Genomic DNA, 17,031 nt, shown 5'->3' with positions numbered 1-17,031 from the left:
ATAGAAAGCGGGAATAATTGTGAAAAAAACGAAACTGTTCATTTTGCTGCTTATGTTGATGGGGATGCTGTACGGGTGTTCCGGACATGAAACAAAAGGAGAGGAAAAAACAGAACCAAATGCAGCTCAGAAAGTGACAAAACAATCAAAACAGGAGGCGGAACATGATCCATCATCCAAGTGGATCAAAGTGAAGGGACCCGCCCGCATTCCGATACTCATGTATCACAGCATCTCATCAGGTAACAGCCTGCGCGTACCGGAGGCGGAATTCCGCGGACATATGAAATGGCTCAAGGATAACGGCTATTACACGCTGACGCCTGAAGAAGCTTATATTGTCTTAACACAAGATAAAATGCCGAGTGAAAAATCCGTGCTGATTACGTTTGATGACGGTTATACAGATAACTTTACGAAAGCCTTTCCGATTCTAAAAGAATTTGGTCAAAAGGCGACCGTATTCATGATCGGCAAATCGGTTGGCGGGAAGAACCATTTGACGGAGAAACAAATGAATGAGATGAGGCGAAGCGGCATTTCGATTCAAAGCCATACCATTCATCACGTTGAATTGAACGGGCTGGCACCGGGACAGCAGCTCGATGAAATGACGCGTTCCAAAGCGCTGTTTGATCGCATGTTCAGCCAAAATACGGTCATGCTGAGCTATCCGGTCGGGCGCTATAACGAAGATACGCTGAAGCTGGCAAAGCAGGCAGGCTATCAAATGGCTGTCACGACAGAACCGGGAGCGGCATCAAGAGAGCAGGGGATGCATGCGCTCCACCGCGTTCGCATCTCGCCGGGGATGTCACCCGCCGCGTTTGGCCGGATGGTGGAACATAACAGGTAAAGCGGCTTCTTTTACAAGGGCCGCCTTTTCTTATTTTTTGGGGCGTTGTTTCCCCGTCCCCATGATCAGCTGCAAATTCGGGCGAATCGTTTCAGCAGACTGCCGGGCCGGCGCCTGTTCCGGAGCAGAATCGATCACCTTCAAAAAGACAGGCGGAGTTGCAGTCTTACGGATCGTCATGTCATGATGATCCGGCTTTTGATAGGATCTGTTGTTTCTTTTATCAAAGAAGAACGAATACAGAATCAGCAGAGCGAACAAAACCAGTAAAATGATCATATGGAATAAAACCTCCTCGTCATCTATTTCTTCTTTTAATATCGAACATGAGGGCGTAAAGTTTTACATGTTATGTCTTAAAAAGAATTTTTTGTGACTTTTGAATCGGTTTTAGAGTAAGCATCTTGTTGTCTTTACATCTTTCCCAATCTGCTGTCTGCTTAAACAGATGCTTATTGAACGGCAGTTTTTCTACGGTATGAATGGTGGAAGAATTTTAGAAGATGAATGAAGTGAAAAAAAACAGCATGTCAGCTGCAAAAGCAAGATTTGCAGCCGCTGCCGCGGGATGGGAAAGGCTTGAGAAATTGTTGAAAAAGAGAGCCGGCCGGTTATCAATCTCCGCCGCCCCCGCCGCAGTCCCCGCCTCCTCCATCTCCTCCGCATGAATCGCCGCCTCCGTCAGAGCCGCCGAAGAAGAAGGAAGAAGAACCCCCGTCTCCGTATGAGCCTCCGCTGGTGGACCCGCGCGAGGAATGAAAAACCATCAGCAGGACGATAATTCCGAGGATTAAAATGATCATATGAAGACCCTCCTTATGTATATGGCTTCTGTTTTTCTACGGATAAAAGAATGAAAAGTTTCAAACTTTTGTAAATTTATAGGTTGTACAGCTTGATTGTTTTTTGCAAGACTCCGTTATAAAAGGGCAGATGATGCGAAGGAACACGGCATTTCGGATTTTTTACACATCATCTCATGCTAATTGGGCTTCAGTGAGTTAAAATAGGAATGACCGTATCTGAAAGGAGAGGATCAAGATGCCGAAGTACAGAGGTTATATCGGAACGTATACAAAAGCAGACAGCGAAGGGATTTATACATTTGAGCTTGATACGGAAAAAAAGACGTTAAGCACGCCGAAGCCGGCGGCAAAGCTGGGCAGTCCGACATATTTGAATATCGCCAAAGACAATGAAATGCTTTATGCAGTGATCAAAGACGGCGATAAAGGCGGGGTTGCCGCATATCGTATTGACGGTTCAACAGGAGAGCTGACTTTCGTCAACCAGCAGACCGGGGAAGGACCGTCACCTTGCCATGTCAGCGTCGATCAAAATAACCGTTATGTTCTGTCCGCCAATTACCACAGCGGGACGATCATGGCATACCCTTTAAACGAAAGCCGCGGCTTGCTTGAGCCTTCAGCAAAAGTACAGCATGAGGGATCAGGACCGCATGAGAGACAGGAAAAAGCGCATACCCATTATTCAGGATTCTCACCTGATGAGAAGTATGCAGTAGCCGTCGATCTCGGAACGGATCATATCATCACGTATCAATTGAAAGAGAACCGGCTTGAAGAAGTGAAAAAACACGCTGCTGCACCGGGATCAGGGCCGAGACATATCGAGTTCCATCCGCAGGAAAAGTATGCGTATGTATTAACGGAACTAAGCAATGAAGTCATCGTGTTGGAATACACCCCTGATTTGGGTGAATTCAGGGAGATTCAAGTCATTTCGGCATTGCCGGAAGGCTTTGACGGCGAGAGCCAAGGCGGCGCCATCCACATCACAAAAGACGGCAAATTTGTATACGCTTCAAACCGCGGACACGACAGCATCGCCGTCTTCAGCATCAACGAGTATTCGGGCGAACTTTCCCTTGTTGAACACGTATCAACTGAAGGGGAGTGGCCGCGCGACTTTGAGATTGATCCTTCAGAGCAATTTTTAATCGCTTCCAACCAGGAAACAGGGACATTGACATTGTTTGAAAGAGACCTGACAACGGGCCGGCTGACGCTTTTGCAGTCCGGAGTTCCTGCTCCTGAAGCAGTTTGTGTGAAATTTTTACATCAATAAAAGCAAAAAAACTTGATTGGCCTTTTTAGCCAGTCAAGTTTTTTTCTTTTTATAACACTTGCAGCATGCGGTTAACCGCTGTCATTTTACCCCGCATCCAGCTCTTTTTTAACCTTGATAAACGCAACCATCTGCTTGATTTCTTCTTCGGAAAGAAGCGTCCCGTCGACTGCCAGCTTGAGCTTATCCCAATCCGTCAGTTCAATGGCTTCGTTTTTAGCCTTTTCATCCCGGGGATCGTCAACTCTGCCGAGCAAAAAATCGGTGGAGGTATTGAATAAATCAGCGATTTCGATAAGCGCCTCTAAAGAAGGGCGGCGGTAGCCCGATTCATAGCCCGCGTAAGTGCTTTTCGCAATACCGAGGCGGTCGGCAGTATATTGCAATGACCATTTTTTATTTTTTCTCAGTGTTGTTAATCGATCTAAATTCATATCTTACGCTCCTTTTGATACACAGTGATTATAGCACATTATCAGCAAAAGTGTACGCGAAATGAATAAAGTTTCTTGATTATTTCACATTTGAGGACTATAATTGCATTGAAGGTACGCATAAAGCGTATACATTCCTGATGTATCAAGCCTTCTTTGCTAAAATCAATCATGCTTTATACTGTATCAAACTACTTCTTAAAGAGGTGTAGCACATGAAAAAGTTACTGCTGTTGACCACCGGCGGGACCATCGCTTCAGTAGAAGGCGAAAACGGACTGGCTCCGGGGGTTAAAGCGGAAGAGCTTCTCAACTATTTATCTGATGATCATTCAAATTATACGATAGATTGCCAATCTCTAATGGATATAGACAGCACCAACATGCAGCCTGAACACTGGGTGATGATGGCAGAGGCTGTTCATGAGAATTACAGCCGCTATGACGGATTTGTGATCACGCACGGAACCGATACGATGGCCTACACCTCGGCGGCGCTTTCATACATGCTGCAGAATATTGATAAGCCTGTTGCGATTACGGGTTCCCAAGTTCCGATTACATTTAAGAAAACGGATGCGAAAAAAAATATTAAAGATGCGGTCCGCTTTGCGTGCGACGGCATCGGCGGAGTATACGTCGTCTTTGACGGCCGCGTCATTTTAGGCACGAGAGCGATCAAATTAAGAACGAAAAGCTACGATGCATTTGAAAGCATCAATTATCCTTACATCGCTTTCATTCATGACAAGGAAATCGAGTATAACAAACGGGTTCCCGAAGTAAAGCCCGGCGCTTTGAAACTCGATACATCCTTAAATACCGATGTTTGTCTGGTGAAGCTTCATCCCGGATTAAAGCCTGAGTTTTTTGATTGTCTGAAAGGTTCATATAAAGGTATTGTGATTGAGAGCTACGGAAGCGGCGGTATTCCTTTTGAGAAAAGAAATATTTTAGAAAAAGTGAACGAGCTGATCGATTCCGGAATGGTTGTAACGATTACGACGCAATGCCTTGAAGAAGGAGAGGATATGAGCATTTACGAGGTCGGCCGCAAGGTAAACCAGGATGCCATCATCCGCTCGAGAAATATGAACACCGAAGCGATCGTTCCGAAGCTGATGTGGGCTTTAGGGAAAACCGGACAACAAGCTGAAGTCAAAAAGATTATGGAAACGCCAATTGCAGACGATATCATCATTTAAAAAAAGAAAGCAGGGTTAAATAATGAAAGCTGAAATGACATACCGGACGGAAAAGGATTTTCTCGGAGAAAAGAAGATTCCGGCCGATGTCTACTACGGTATTCAGACATTGCGGGCAGCGGAAAACTTCCCGATTACAGGATATAAAATCCACGAAGAAATGATCAAGGCGCTGGCAGTGGTGAAAAAAGCGGCGGCGCTTGCCAACATGGAGACAAAACGTCTTTATAAAGGCCTTGGAGATGCCATCGTCCAAGCCGCTGATGAGATCCTTGAAGGAAAGCTGCATGATCAATTCATCGTCGATCCGATCCAAGGCGGGGCAGGCACTTCAATGAATATGAACGCGAACGAAGTCATCGGAAACCGTGCACTTGAACTGCTCGGTCACAAGAAAGGCGAATATATTCATCTGAGTCCGAATACGCACGTCAATATGTCCCAATCGACAAACGACGTATTCCCGACGGCGATTCATATTTCAACGCTTAAGCTGCTGGAAAAGCTGCTGGACACAATGGAATACATGCTTGATGCGTTTAAGAAAAAAGCGCGCGACTTTGACCACGTTATTAAAATGGGCCGCACCCATCTTCAAGACGCCGTGCCGATCCGCCTTGGGCAGGAATTTGAAGCCTACAGCCGCGTGATCGAACGCGACATCAAACGGATTAAACAATCGCGCCAGCATCTGTATGAAGTCAATATGGGCGCTACCGCAGTTGGAACGGGATTGAACGCGGATCCGCGCTATATCGAAAATGTCGTCAAGCACTTGGCTGAGATCAGCGGTCTTCCGCTTGTCGGCGCTGATCATCTGGTGGATGCGACGCAAAATACGGACGCTTACACAGAAGTTTCAGCTGCATTAAAAGTATGCATGATGAACATGTCGAAAATCGCCAACGACCTTCGGTTGATGGCATCAGGTCCGCGCGCAGGACTTGCCGAGATTTCTCTTCCGGCAAGACAGCCGGGGTCATCCATCATGCCGGGAAAAGTTAATCCGGTTATGGCCGAGCTGATCAACCAAATCGCATTCCAAGTCATCGGAAACGACCATACGATCTGCCTTGCTTCTGAAGCCGGACAGCTCGAACTGAACGTGATGGAGCCTGTGCTCGTCTTTAATCTCCTGCAATCCATCAGCATCATGAACAACGGATTCCGTTCATTTACCGATCACTGTGTAGAAGGTATTGAAGCGAATGAAAAACGCTTAAAAGCATACGTCGAAAAAAGCGCAGGCGTCATTACTGCGGTCAACCCGCATCTAGGCTACGAAGCAGCTGCAAGAATTGCGAGAGAAGCCATTTTAACAGGGCAATCCGTCCGTGACCTCTGTCTTCAAAACGATGTGTTGACAGAAGAAGAGCTTGATCTGATTTTGAATCCTTATGAAATGACAAAACCGGGGATTGCCGGGGCTGAACTTTTAAATCGGGATTAAGCTGGAAAAACAGCATGCGAAAACACTCTGAAGCATTTTACCGGGATAGAAACACAGAGTGTTTTCGCTTTCCCTCAATAACTTTATGATGAGAAAGGACAACAGCGGTGAAGTGGTACCGAGTCAGCCTTTTTCATGGTATACTGTTCGTTGTTAGTTAAATTTTTAAGAAAAAATTGAAGTAGATTGCTATTTTTATGTAGTTTATTTTGAAAGCGTTTCAATAATTAAGGGGGATTTAGGTTGAAAACAGCACGGTTGCCATCAATGTTGGAAATCATTATTGTATTAGGTGCATTTTTAGCGATAGTTTGTTCATTTACAGTCAAATTCGATCTGCCGATTCAGCTGGCATTGTTTATTTCATGGTTCTTAGTGATTTTGCTCGGTCTGCGCCTGGGGCACCGGTATGAAGATTTGCAAAAATCGATTACAAACGGAATTTCAAATGGACTTGAAGCGATATTGATCCTGATTTCCGTCGGCGCTCTGATCGGCACATGGATAGCCGGCGGTGTTGTGCCGACTTTGATTTATTACGGGCTTGAGTTTATCCATCCGAGCATATTCCTGCTTGCCACGCTCATTATTTGTTCGATCACATCTGTTGCCACAGGTACGTCTTGGGGCACAGTAGGAACGGCCGGGATCGCCATGATGGCAATCGGGGAAGGGCTGGGGCTTCCGCTTCCGCTTGTAGCCGGAGCCGTGCTGTCCGGAGCCTACTTTGGAGATAAATTATCGCCGCTTTCTGATAGTACAGTGCTGGCGTCATCCCTTTCAAAGGTCGAAGTGATTACCCATGTCAGAGCGATGCTGTATTTGTCGGTTCCCGCTTATTTGATCACGGCGGTCCTGTTCACCATCACCGGCTTTATGTACGGAAGCCGACATGTTGATTTGGAAAAAGTTGAATTTTTGAAAGCTTCTTTGCAGAACACGTTTGATATTCACATCTGGATGCTTGTTCCGGCTATTGTCGTCATTGTTCTTTTGGCGATGAGAAAGCCTTCTGTGCCGACGATCGCGATCGGCGCACTTTTGGGTGCGATCTGGGCTGCGGTCTTCCAAGGCATGAACTTTGCGGATGCGATCGGCACAGCATACAACGGCTTTTCCATCGACACCGGGATCAAATTTATGGACGAGCTCTTAAACCGCGGAGGAATTCAGGGCATGCTCGGTTCAGTCGTTGTCATCATTCTCGGTCTGGGCTTTGGCGGCCTCTTGGAGCACTTAGGCGTTCTAAAAGTGATTGTGTCCAAGTTCCAGCAAAAACTGACTTCTGCGGGCAACGTCACATTCTCGACGATTATCGTCGCCTTCTTGGCAAATGTGTTCGGCTGCGCGATGTATGTCTCGCTCATTTTAACGCCGAAGATTATGGAGAAAAGCTATGACAAGCTCGGAATTGACCGGAGGGTGCTGTCCAGAAACGCGGAAGTCGGCGGTACGATGACGTCGGGCATGGTGCCGTGGTCAGACAACGGCATTTATATGGCGGGGATTCTCGGCGTGTCAACCTTCTCTTATCTGCCGTTCATGTGGCTGAGCTTTGTTTCAATCGGCCTTGCGATTTTGTACGGATACACAGGTAAATTTATTTGGTACACCGATAAAAAAGACGCGCCTGTTCAGTAGCCGATTTTAAATCAATTGATGGAGGTATTCTGTTATGAATGGCAACAATATTATTCGGAATTTGATGCTGGAAATCCCTTCAGCACCCGGAAACCTTGGAAAGGTGACAACGGCGATCGGCCTTGCCGGCGGTGATATCGGAGAGGTTGAAACGATTAAGGTAGGGCCGAATTATACGATGAGGAACATTACGGTTCAAGTTGAGCATGAAGAACAGCTCACCGAGATTCTTGAAGTGATCCGCAACTTAAAAGAAGGCATCCACCTTCATACCGTTTCAGATGACGTGCTGGCTGCACATGAAGGCGGCAAAATCCGCATGAAAAGCAAGATGCCGATTCGCTCGCTCGCTGATCTGCGGCGGGTGTATACGCCGGGTGTCGCGAACGTGTGCGAGCTCATTAAAGAAGAGCCGCAAAAAGCGAATATCTATACCGGAATCGGCAATTCGGTTGCAATTGTAACGGACGGCACGGCCATCCTTGGCTTGGGAGACATAGGGCCTGTGGCGGGAATGCCTGTTATGGAAGGGAAGGCTGCACTTTTCGACCAGCTTGCGGCCATCAGCGGGGTTCCGATTCTCCTCGATACGAATGATCCTGACGAAATCGTGAGGACGGTTAAAAACATTGCGCCCGGATTTAGCGGCATTTTGCTAGAAGACATCGGCTCACCACATTGTTTTGAAATCGAAGAGCGCCTGAAAAACGACCTGAATATTCCGGTTATGCATGACGACCAGCACGGTACTGCGGTGGTGACGCTGGCGGCCGCCATTTCAGCCGCCAAGAGTGCAGGGGTCGATCTGAAGCAGGCCCATGTCGGCCAAATCGGCCTGGGCGCGGCGGGGGTCGCGATCTGCAGGATGTTTATGGCATATGGAGTAAAACGTGTTGTCGGAACGGATAAATCGCTTGAGGCGATGGCGCGTTTAGAGAAATATGGCGGCCATGCGGCTGAAAGCATTGAAGAATTGATGGAAAGCTGCGATATCATCGTCGCGACAACCGGTGTTCAGGGATTGATCAATAAGAAATGGGTTCGGGAAGGCCAGGTGATTTTGGCTCTGTCCAATCCGAAGCCGGAGATTGAGCCTGAGGATGCGCTCGAGGCCGGGGCAGCCTATGCTGCGGACGGACGGTCTGTCAACAATGTGCTGGGATTCCCCGGTATTTTCAGGGGCGTGTTAAATGCCGGAGCGGATTCGATCAGCCACCCGATGCTGGTTGCGGCCGCCGAAGCGATCGCATCCTGCACAAAACAAGGCGATCTTGTGCCTCATCCGCTGAACCCTGAAGTTCACGAGATTGTGGCCAAAGCAGTCGAAAGGGTCGCACTTTCAGAAATGGGAAAAATGAACGGATAAAGAAAACAGCTGCCGCTTTATCGCAATACGGATAAAGCGGCAGCTGTTTTTCTTGCGAATGTTAACGGCGGTTCTACAGATTGAAAATGAATATATAAAATATTCGGTTTTGTAAAAATCCAATGGTTGTGGAGAGCGCTGATGATGATGCCCTGATCGACAAGCTTTTTTGTAAACAGCGGAACTTCTTCAGGCAAAATGGCGACTTCGGCCATATTCAAGGCGATTCCGTTTTGATCGAGCGATTCGAACATGACTTCTTCCATGCCGACTCCCCGGCTTGGTCTTCCTTGAATCGCGACACGCAAATTCCGTTTGATGCTGACAGAACAGACACCGTGTTCAATGTGCGGCTCCCCATTTAAAATATGTCCAAATTGCCGGCAAAGCGAATGAAAACTTTGCATCTGTTGAACCTCCATTTTTAAAGTTACCACGATTTTATGAAGGGAACCCGCATATTTAGAATCCTTTAAAAATGGACGATCCTTTTATTTGATGATTTCTTCACCGCCAGGCTTGTTAGCATAGTGGTACATGAAGCCCATCATAAACGCGCCTCCGATCAGGTTCCCGAGTGTTACCGGAATTAAGTTATGGATTGCACCTGCAATCGAAATCGTATCCGGATGCTCGGTCACCAGGGAGACGGCAAAAGTGGCCATGTTCGCGATGCTGTGTTCATAACCGGAAATAAAGAAAGTAAAAACAAACAGCATCATAGAGAACATTTTTGCTCCGTCTCCTTTTTGCGCCATCGGAACAAAAAACGCAAGGCAGACAAGCCAGTTACACAGAATCGCTTTAAAGAACAATTCGGTCACCGGCGTATTCATTTTATGCTCCGCCACGCTGAGAATAAAGCCGGTGGAAGAAGGATCCTTAAATAAGCCGGTCGCAAAGATGAGGCCTGCGAAAAAAACGGCGCCCATTAAATTTCCTGCATAGCTGAACATCCACAGCTTGATAACAGTGGGCCAGCGCATTTTTTTACGAAGCGCAGCCAATGTATAATAAAATGTATTTCCCGTAAATAAATCTCCTCCGCCATAGACGATCAGAATAATGGCGCCCCCAAATGTGATTGCTGCAATTGGATATGTGAACGGAGAATGTTCAACATAAAAGAGATTCCCCGTTTTAAACGCTACAATGACTCCGAACCCGATAAACATACTGGCCAGCATGGCTCGTAAAAGATAGCGAAGCGGGCTTTGCATAAAGATGCTTTGCTTTTTTAAAGCAAGTTCTTCGACAAGAACAAGTGATTTTGATTCCATGTTTTCCACCACCATCAAGTGTTTACTTAAGAAGTATCTATCATAAATACAACCTAAGTATAGCAGGATATTGTGAAACATTTCACAAATTTTGTGTATTTTGTTTGAACAAATGTATGGTTCGATTTTCATAGAATAAACAGGGTATCGTTTATTGTTTATTCTTACGTAATAAATATTCCCTTCGTTAAAAGTCAGAGGGAGCGGTGTTTTGTATGTGACCAGCGGGACCGGTTTCAAATCGATATGCAAGATGGCTGTGCAGAGAGGAATCTCAAACGTACAGTTCAGTCAGCAGTGCTGCGTGAAGGCTTAGTGGGGATAAATCAGCAAATGAATGAAGGGACTGCACAGAAGGCGGAAGGAAGATTTCACAGATTGGACAAAATAGCAGGACGTTCTGTAAGGTGCGCGCGCACTGAAGGAAAATGCCGAATTTGTTTCATTGCATATAACGGTATTCTATTGATGCGACAGGCTTTGTACAAAGAATCACAGACGCTGAATGACGAAATGCTCCACGTGAATGCGGGGCATTTTTCTCATGTCGATTTAGTTCTTGATAACCATCATGTCACAAAATAGCTATAATTCCTTCGTATAATTGTCACAATAACATCCATAAATTAGGAAAAATATACTTTATTTAAGAAGGAATTCGCGGTAAAGTACAGGTATAAATAACCATCCGGATAATAACAGAACATCAATGTGGGCTGAGGTCACCCTTTTGACTGTGATCATGATCATGAGATGTATGTGAAATTTTGAGCAAGGGTGATGCCCTTTTGGTCCGGCTAGAACAAAGAGGAGGAGACTGGAACAGTGGACGAACTCATTTTGGCAAGATTTCAATTTGCTTCAACAACGATCTTTCACTTTATTTTTGTACCGATGTCAATCGGGCTTGTCTTTATGGTTGCTTTAATGGAAACCCTTTATGTCGTAAAGAAAAAAGACATTTACAGAACGATGGCTAAATTTTGGGGGCACTTATTTTTAATTAATTTTGCAGTCGGTGTGGTCACCGGGATTTTACAGGAATTTCAGTTCGGAATGAACTGGTCGGAGTACTCCCGCTTTGTCGGTGATGTATTCGGCGCTCCGCTCGCGGTGGAAGCGCTGCTCGCTTTCTTTATGGAATCGACGTTTATCGGTTTGTGGATATTCGGCTGGGACCGGCTTCCGAAGAAGATCCATTTGCTGTCCATCTGGCTTGTTTCTCTTGGAACGATCATGTCGGCGTTTTGGATTTTGGCGGCCAACTCGTTTATGCAGGAGCCTGTCGGATTCGCGATCAAAAACGGCCGCGCTGAAATGACCGATTTCTTTGCGATTATTAAAAACCCGCAGCTATGGGTTGAATTTCCGCACGTCATTTTCGGTGCGCTTGCCACTGGGGCATTTTTCATTGCCGGTGTCAGCGCGTATAAAATGCTGAAAAAACAGGAATTGCTCTTTTTTAAAAAATCCTTTCAAATCGCGATGATTGTGGCGCTTGTTTCCGGCATCGGCGTAGCGTTCAGCGGACATGAGCAGGCACAGCATCTGATGAAGAGCCAGCCGATGAAAATGGCTGCCAGTGAAGCCCTTTGGGATGACAGCGGTGATCCGGCAGCTTGGACGGTGCTTGCGAACATTGACACGGACAAGCAGGAAAACAAATCCGAGCTCAGCATCCCGTATGCGCTCAGCTATTTGGCTTACAAACAATTCAGCGGTGATGTGCCCGGAATGAAGACACTGCAAAAGCAATATGAAGAAAAATACGGAGAAGGAAATTATATTCCACCGGTGAAAACGACGTTCTGGAGCTTCAGAATCATGGCCGGTTCAGGGCTTTTAATGATCGTTGCCGCTTTGACGGGTCTTTATCTCAGCTTCCGCAAAAGACTCGAAACAAGCAAATGGTTCTTGCGGACAATGGTAGCTTTGATCGCCTTTCCATTCATCGCAAATACGGCGGGGTGGATCATGACTGAAATCGGACGCCAGCCGTGGACAGTGTTCGGTATTTTGACAACGGCCCAGTCCGTGTCGCCGAACGTATCAGCGGGAATGCTGCTGTTCTCTGTCATCGCGTTTACAGCGATTTATCTTGTACTGGCGCTCGTTCTTGTCTACTTGTTTGTACGGGAGATTAAAAAAGGGGCTGCACACCATGACCACCATCATGATGATTCCGTATCGACAGACCCGTTTGATCAGGAGGTTTACCATGGTATCTCTTAATGAACTTTGGTTTATATTAGTCGCTGTGCTGTTCATCGGTTTTTTCTTTCTTGAAGGCTTTGATTTCGGCGTCGGAATGGCGACCCGGTTTCTCGGGCGCAACGAGCTTGAACGGAGGGTGATGATCAATACGATCGGTCCTTTCTGGGATGCCAATGAAGTCTGGCTGCTGACCGGGGGAGGCGCAATTTTCGCTGCTTTTCCGAACTGGTATGCCACGATGTTCAGCGGATATTACATTCCGTTTGTCTTTGTTCTTCTTGCATTGATCGGCCGCGGGGTCGCGTTTGAATTTAGAGGAAAAGTCGAAACCGCAAAATGGAAGAAAACATGGGATTGGGTCGTATTTTTCGGCAGCATCCTGCCCCCGTTTTTGTTCGGTGTTTTGTTTACCAGCATCTTGCGCGGCATGCCGATCGATGCCGATATGAATCTGCACGCCGGTTTTACTGATTATGTGAACGTCTATTCCGTGACAGGGGGAGTCACTGTTACGCTTCTCTGCCTGCTGCATGGACTGATCTTTATAACATTGAGAACGGAAGCTGATTTGCGCGACCGGGCAAGACAGCTGGCCAGAAAAGTCGTATTTGCCGTTTTGGCGGCGCTTGTTGCCTTTGTTGCTTTATCCATTTTTGAAACGGACTTGTTCACGGGCAGGGGACATGTGACGATACCGCTTGCGGCTCTGATTGTCGTTTGCTATGTGCTGTCGATCGTGTTTATGAAACAAAAACGCGACGGCTGGACATTTGCCATGACGGGCGCAGGGATCGCTCTTACAGTGGCGACGATTTTCACTGCACTGTTCCCGCGCGTCATGATCAGCTCGGTCAAAAGCGCATATGATTTAACCGTTTATAATGCTTCATCAGGCGACTATTCTTTAAAGGTCATGACGATCGTCGCGCTGTCACTGCTTCCGTTCGTGCTGGGCTATCAGATCTGGAGCTACTATGTTTTTAGAAAACGGGTCAGCAGTAAGGAGCCAATGATTTATTAATGGGAAAAGATCTTTTGCAATATAAAGGGATGAAACGAATTCTTGCAGTACTCACTGTACTGACATGCATGCAGGGCGCCGCTATTATCATGCAGGCCGAATGGCTTGCTGAAGCGGTGACCCGCCTTTTTAACGGTGAGCGGGTCGGTTCGCTCTTTCCGCTGATCATCTTATTTGCCGCCGCTTTTTTATTCCGCCATGCCGTGACCCTTGTCAGGCAAAGGCTGATTTTTGATTATGCCGCCGAGACGGGGGCCGACATGCGGAAAAAGTTTTTGGAGAAGCTTTTCCGATCCGGCCCCAGGCTGGCGCGAAAAGAAGGAACAGGTCATGTCGTCACACTCGCAATGGAAGGAATTGCGCAGTTCCGCCGCTATTTAGAGCTGTTTTTGCCGAAAATGGTCAGCATGGCCGTTATACCTCCGGCGGTTGTCTGTTATGTCTTTTTTAAAGACACATCTTCCGCTGCTGTATTAATCATTACAATGCCGATTTTAATCGCTTTTATGATCCTTCTCGGGTATGCGGCAAAAAGAAAAGCGGACAGCCAATGGAAGACGTATGAGATGCTTTCAAATCATTTTACAGATTCCTTGCGCGGCCTGGAAACATTGAAAGTGCTGGGTATCAGCCGTTCACATACTAAGAATATTTTTCATGTGAGTGAACGGTACAGGAAGGCGACGATGAGCACGCTTAAGATCGCCTTTCTGTCATCGTTTGCACTTGATTTTTTCACCATGCTGTCCGTGGCAACTGTTGCCGTTTTTCTCGGTCTCGGTCTTGTTGACGGCACCATCATGCTGGAGCCGGCTCTTGCCATTCTGATTCTTGCGCCTGAATTTTTTCTCCCTGTCCGGGAAGTCGGGAATGACTATCATGCTACATTGAACGGCCGGGAAGCCGGTAAGGCGATCAAGGCGATATTGGATTCGCCCGGTTTCAAGGATGAGGAGGCTTTGGATCTTGAGCGATGGTCTGACGATGATCAAATCGAGTTCAAGTATGTAGATGTGCGGCATGAAGATGAGAAAAACTGCTCTTTATCCGGCATTTCCCTATCGTTTAAAGGAAAGAAAAAAATCGGCATCATCGGGGAAAGCGGTGCCGGAAAATCTACGCTTATCGATGTGCTCGGCGGTTTCCTGGAAACGAAAAGCGGCGTTATCAAAGTCGGGGGAAAAGAGAGGACGCATTTGCAGACGGACAGCTGGCAAAATCAGCTCCTGTATATTCCCCAGCATCCCTATATCTTTCCTGATACGCTCGAAGCCAATATCCGTTTTTATCATCCCGGCGCTTCTGACGAAGACGTTGCACAGGCAGCAAGAGCCGCCGGGCTGTCGGAGCTGATTGATCAGCTTCCGTGCGGCTTGAAAGAGCGGATCGGTGAAGGCGGGAGGGCATTAAGCGGTGGACAGGCGCAGCGTACTGCCGTTGCCCGGGCTTTTCTGGGCAACCGTCCGATTCTCCTTTTAGATGAGCCGACCGCTCACTTGGATATCGAGACAGAATACGAGTTGAAAAAAACGATGCTGAAACTGTTTGAAGACAAGCTGGTTTTTTTGGCAACCCATCGCCTTCACTGGATGCTTGATATGGATGAAATTATCGTTCTGAAAGATGGGCAGGTGGCTGAAACCGGTACACATCAAGAACTGATTGAAAAGCAGGGCGTTTATTACGAGCTCGTGCAGGCGCAGTCGTTTGGAGGTGCATCATGAACAATGAAGACGGGTGGATTCTGCCCTATATCAAGAAAAATATAAGGCTTTTGATCATTGTCGTGCTGCTTGGCGGGTTGACGGCATGCTCGGCGGCTGCTCTCATGTTTACCTCCGGTTATTTAATATCCAAAGCGGCTACGCGTCCGGAAAATGTTTTGATGATCTATGTCCCGATCGTAGCGGTACGCACCTTCGGGATTCTGCGCTCGGTGTCGCGTTATGTTGAGCGGTTGACCGGACACCATATCATCTTGAAAATTTTATCCGATATGCGCGTCAGGCTTTACAGGATGCTCGAACCTCAAGCTTTAAAATGGCGTGAACGCTTCCGGACGGGGGATATGCTCGGCATGTTGGCCGACGATGTTGAGCATTTGCAGGACATGTATTTGAGAACGGTATTTCCCGGGCTGTCAGCGCTTCTTTTATATGGCGTATTCATCGCTGCTATCGGCTTTTTTTCATGGCCTTTTGCAGGACTAATGGCGATCTATGCCGCGGTTTTCGTGTTTCTTGTTCCGCTTGTTTCTCTGCTTGTGACAAGGGCAAAAAATGTTGCGCTGAAAAGAGGACGGAGCCTCTTGTACCGTCAGCTGACAGACGCGGTCATGGGCGTGAGTGACTGGGTTTTCAGCGGCCGGCAAAACGACTTCGTCCATTCGTATGAAGCGGCAGAGCAGGAATGGCTGGCGATCGAAAGGAAACGGATGCGCTTCAGTCGTTGGAGGGACTTTGCCATGCAATGCCTGGCGGCAGGACTTGTTCTTTTGATGTTAATATGGGCGGGCGGACAAAGTGCGGAAGGCGCTCTGGCTCCTGTGTTTATTGCGGCGTTTGTCCTTGTTGTGTTTCCTTTGACGGAAGCTTTCTTTCCGCTTTCAGACGCAGCGGCGTCAATCCCTGAGTATCAGGATTCGTTAGAAAGAATGGACGGGCTTCAGCCGTCGAAAAGGGAAGAAAACGTGGCCGCTGTTCAGCAGGAACGGGCGGAGGCCGTAGGTTTGGACGATGTCACGCTTCGCTTTAAAGATGTTTCTTTTTCTTATGAACAAAGCCATCCAGTGTTGGACGGTGTTTCATTTATATTAAAGCAGGGTGAAAAGACGGCTTTGCTCGGTCCGAGCGGTGCAGGTAAATCGACCATCTTGTCGTTGATACAAGGCGCGCTCGCTCCTTCTAAAGGAAACATTACATTGAACGGCATTTCTGCGCAGTCTCTTCAGGAAGAAATCTCACGCGTAGTCTCCGTTTTTAATCAGCAGCCGCACCTGTTTGATACGACGGTTTTGAATAATATCAGGCTCGGGAACCCTGACGCGAGCGATGAGGACGTGTATTGGGCGGCGCGCCAGGTGAAGCTTCACGATTATGTACAGTCTCTTCCCGAAGGATATCATACATCTGTTCAGGAAACGGGTATCCGTTTTTCAGGCGGAGAACGTCAGCGGATTGCATTGGCGCGGATTCTGCTGCAGGATGCGCCAATCGTTGTATTGGATGAACCGACCGTAGGCCTTGATCCTAAAACAGAGAAGGAGCTTCTATCAACGATGTTTCAAGTGCTTGATGGGAAGACTGTTCTATGGATCACACACCATTTGGCAGGAGCCGAAGCGGCCGACCGGATTCTGTTTTTAGATAACGGAAAGCTTGCAATGGCAGGGAGCCATCAGCAGCTTTTGGAAAACAACCCGCGCTATTCAAGACTTTATCGACTGGATGCGCCTGTCGGCCGCTTTCTTAGTTGAA

General features: G+C 47.3%; 15 protein-coding genes. 10 read left to right on the top strand and 5 right to left on the bottom strand.

Features of this window, described 5'->3' with window-relative positions:
• The first annotated feature begins 19 nt into the window (after positions 1-19).
• On the top strand, positions 20-856 hold the full coding sequence (locus BTA31_RS01230) for a polysaccharide deacetylase family protein (RefSeq protein ID WP_076788427.1): 837 nt from the start codon (positions 20-22) through the stop codon (positions 854-856).
• A 30-nt stretch (positions 857-886) separates the two neighbouring features.
• Here the strand turns inward: BTA31_RS01230 and BTA31_RS01225 are convergent, their stop codons facing one another.
• Both BTA31_RS01225 and BTA31_RS01220 read right to left on the bottom strand, forming a co-directional pair.
• Positions 887-1,135: a hypothetical protein gene (locus tag BTA31_RS01225; RefSeq protein ID WP_076788425.1), complete on the bottom strand. Its 249-nt coding sequence runs from the start codon at positions 1,133-1,135 to the stop codon at positions 887-889.
• Between the two features lie 335 nt (positions 1,136-1,470).
• Positions 1,471-1,659 (bottom strand): hypothetical protein, encoded by a 189-nt coding sequence (locus BTA31_RS01220; protein WP_043926856.1) that lies wholly within the window; start codon positions 1,657-1,659, stop codon positions 1,471-1,473.
• Positions 1,660-1,897: 238 nt separating this feature from the next.
• Between BTA31_RS01220 and BTA31_RS01215 the strand changes: the two genes are divergently transcribed.
• Positions 1,898-2,944 carry a lactonase family protein gene (locus tag BTA31_RS01215; protein ID WP_076788422.1) on the top strand — a complete coding sequence of 349 codons (1,047 nt, stop codon included), beginning with the start codon at positions 1,898-1,900 and terminating at the stop codon, positions 2,942-2,944.
• A gap of 86 nt (positions 2,945-3,030) precedes the next feature.
• On the opposite strand, the gene BTA31_RS01210 is transcribed toward BTA31_RS01215, so the two are convergent.
• Entirely contained in the window at positions 3,031-3,378 is a 348-nt protein-coding gene (locus BTA31_RS01210) for a helix-turn-helix domain-containing protein (RefSeq protein WP_043926859.1), read from the bottom strand.
• 215 nt (positions 3,379-3,593) lie between these two features.
• Between BTA31_RS01210 and BTA31_RS01205 the strand changes: the two genes are divergently transcribed.
• The 4 genes from BTA31_RS01205 to BTA31_RS01190 all read left to right on the top strand — a co-directional run bounded on the left by BTA31_RS01205 (position 3,594) and on the right by BTA31_RS01190 (position 9,040).
• Complete coding sequence (locus tag BTA31_RS01205) at positions 3,594-4,583, top strand: asparaginase (protein ID WP_043926860.1); 990 nt, start codon at positions 3,594-3,596, stop codon at positions 4,581-4,583.
• Between the two features lie 22 nt (positions 4,584-4,605).
• Complete coding sequence (aspA, locus tag BTA31_RS01200; protein ID WP_043926861.1) at positions 4,606-6,033, top strand: aspartate ammonia-lyase; 1,428 nt, start codon at positions 4,606-4,608, stop codon at positions 6,031-6,033.
• A 243-nt stretch (positions 6,034-6,276) separates the two neighbouring features.
• Positions 6,277-7,674 (top strand): Na+/H+ antiporter NhaC, encoded by a 1,398-nt coding sequence (nhaC, locus tag BTA31_RS01195; RefSeq protein ID WP_043926862.1) that lies wholly within the window; start codon positions 6,277-6,279, stop codon positions 7,672-7,674.
• A gap of 34 nt (positions 7,675-7,708) precedes the next feature.
• On the top strand, positions 7,709-9,040 hold the full coding sequence (locus BTA31_RS01190; RefSeq protein WP_076788419.1) for an NAD-dependent malic enzyme: 1,332 nt from the start codon (positions 7,709-7,711) through the stop codon (positions 9,038-9,040).
• A gap of 17 nt (positions 9,041-9,057) precedes the next feature.
• Here BTA31_RS01190 and BTA31_RS01185 read toward each other — a convergent pair whose 3' ends face one another.
• Complete coding sequence (locus BTA31_RS01185; RefSeq protein WP_076788416.1) at positions 9,058-9,447, bottom strand: DUF1259 domain-containing protein; 390 nt, start codon at positions 9,445-9,447, stop codon at positions 9,058-9,060.
• A gap of 84 nt (positions 9,448-9,531) precedes the next feature.
• Entirely contained in the window at positions 9,532-10,320 is a 789-nt protein-coding gene (locus BTA31_RS01180; RefSeq protein WP_043926866.1) for a formate/nitrite transporter family protein, read from the bottom strand.
• Positions 10,321-11,145: 825 nt separating this feature from the next.
• On the opposite strand from BTA31_RS01180, the gene BTA31_RS01170 reads away from it, so the two are divergent.
• Genes BTA31_RS01170 through cydC form a run of 4 tightly spaced genes read left to right on the top strand, consistent with a single transcriptional unit; the run spans position 11,146 to position 17,030 of the window.
• Positions 11,146-12,552 (top strand): cytochrome ubiquinol oxidase subunit I, encoded by a 1,407-nt coding sequence (locus BTA31_RS01170; protein ID WP_076788411.1) that lies wholly within the window; start codon positions 11,146-11,148, stop codon positions 12,550-12,552.
• A complete protein-coding gene (cydB, locus tag BTA31_RS01165; protein WP_043926870.1) occupies positions 12,539-13,555 on the top strand; it encodes a cytochrome d ubiquinol oxidase subunit II in 1,017 nt (338 codons plus the stop codon). The genes BTA31_RS01170 and cydB overlap by 14 nt, the downstream gene beginning before the upstream one ends.
• The gene (cydD, locus tag BTA31_RS01160; protein ID WP_076788408.1) at positions 13,555-15,279 is read left to right on the top strand and encodes a thiol reductant ABC exporter subunit CydD; all 1,725 of its coding nucleotides are present in this window, start codon (positions 13,555-13,557) and stop codon (positions 15,277-15,279) included. Before cydB ends, cydD begins: the two co-directional genes overlap by 1 nt.
• Positions 15,276-17,030, top strand: coding sequence for a thiol reductant ABC exporter subunit CydC (gene cydC, locus BTA31_RS01155; RefSeq protein ID WP_076788406.1), 1,755 nt, complete (start codon positions 15,276-15,278; stop codon positions 17,028-17,030). Before cydD ends, cydC begins: the two co-directional genes overlap by 4 nt.
• Position 17,031: the final 1 nt, after the last annotated feature.

Source organism: Bacillus haynesii, from assembly GCF_001969855.1.
GTDB lineage: Bacteria > Bacillota > Bacilli > Bacillales > Bacillaceae > Bacillus > Bacillus haynesii.
The sequence above is the reverse complement of the archived record's forward strand: the minus strand, read 5'-3'. Positions and strand labels throughout refer to the sequence as shown.

Excerpts from the sequence above, each read along its gene's own strand:
- BTA31_RS01225 (WP_076788425.1), bottom strand. The coding sequence starts at position 1,135 with ATGATCATTTTACTGGTTTTGTTCGCTCTGCTGATTCTGTATTCGTTC.
- BTA31_RS01220 (WP_043926856.1), bottom strand. The coding sequence starts at position 1,659 with ATGATCATTTTAATCCTCGGAATTATCGTCCTGCTGATGGTTTTTCAT.
- BTA31_RS01215 (WP_076788422.1), top strand. The coding sequence starts at position 1,898 with ATGCCGAAGTACAGAGGTTATATCGGAACGTATACAAAAGCAGACAGC.
- BTA31_RS01210 (WP_043926859.1), bottom strand. The coding sequence starts at position 3,378 with ATGAATTTAGATCGATTAACAACACTGAGAAAAAATAAAAAATGGTCA.
- BTA31_RS01205 (WP_043926860.1), top strand. The coding sequence starts at position 3,594 with ATGAAAAAGTTACTGCTGTTGACCACCGGCGGGACCATCGCTTCAGTA.
- aspA (WP_043926861.1), top strand. The coding sequence starts at position 4,606 with ATGAAAGCTGAAATGACATACCGGACGGAAAAGGATTTTCTCGGAGAA.
- BTA31_RS01190 (WP_076788419.1), top strand. The coding sequence starts at position 7,709 with ATGAATGGCAACAATATTATTCGGAATTTGATGCTGGAAATCCCTTCA.
- BTA31_RS01185 (WP_076788416.1), bottom strand. The coding sequence starts at position 9,447 with ATGCAAAGTTTTCATTCGCTTTGCCGGCAATTTGGACATATTTTAAAT.
- BTA31_RS01180 (WP_043926866.1), bottom strand. The coding sequence starts at position 10,320 with ATGGAATCAAAATCACTTGTTCTTGTCGAAGAACTTGCTTTAAAAAAG.
- cydB (WP_043926870.1), top strand. The coding sequence starts at position 12,539 with ATGGTATCTCTTAATGAACTTTGGTTTATATTAGTCGCTGTGCTGTTC.
- cydD (WP_076788408.1), top strand. The coding sequence starts at position 13,555 with ATGGGAAAAGATCTTTTGCAATATAAAGGGATGAAACGAATTCTTGCA.
- cydC (WP_076788406.1), top strand. The coding sequence starts at position 15,276 with ATGAACAATGAAGACGGGTGGATTCTGCCCTATATCAAGAAAAATATA.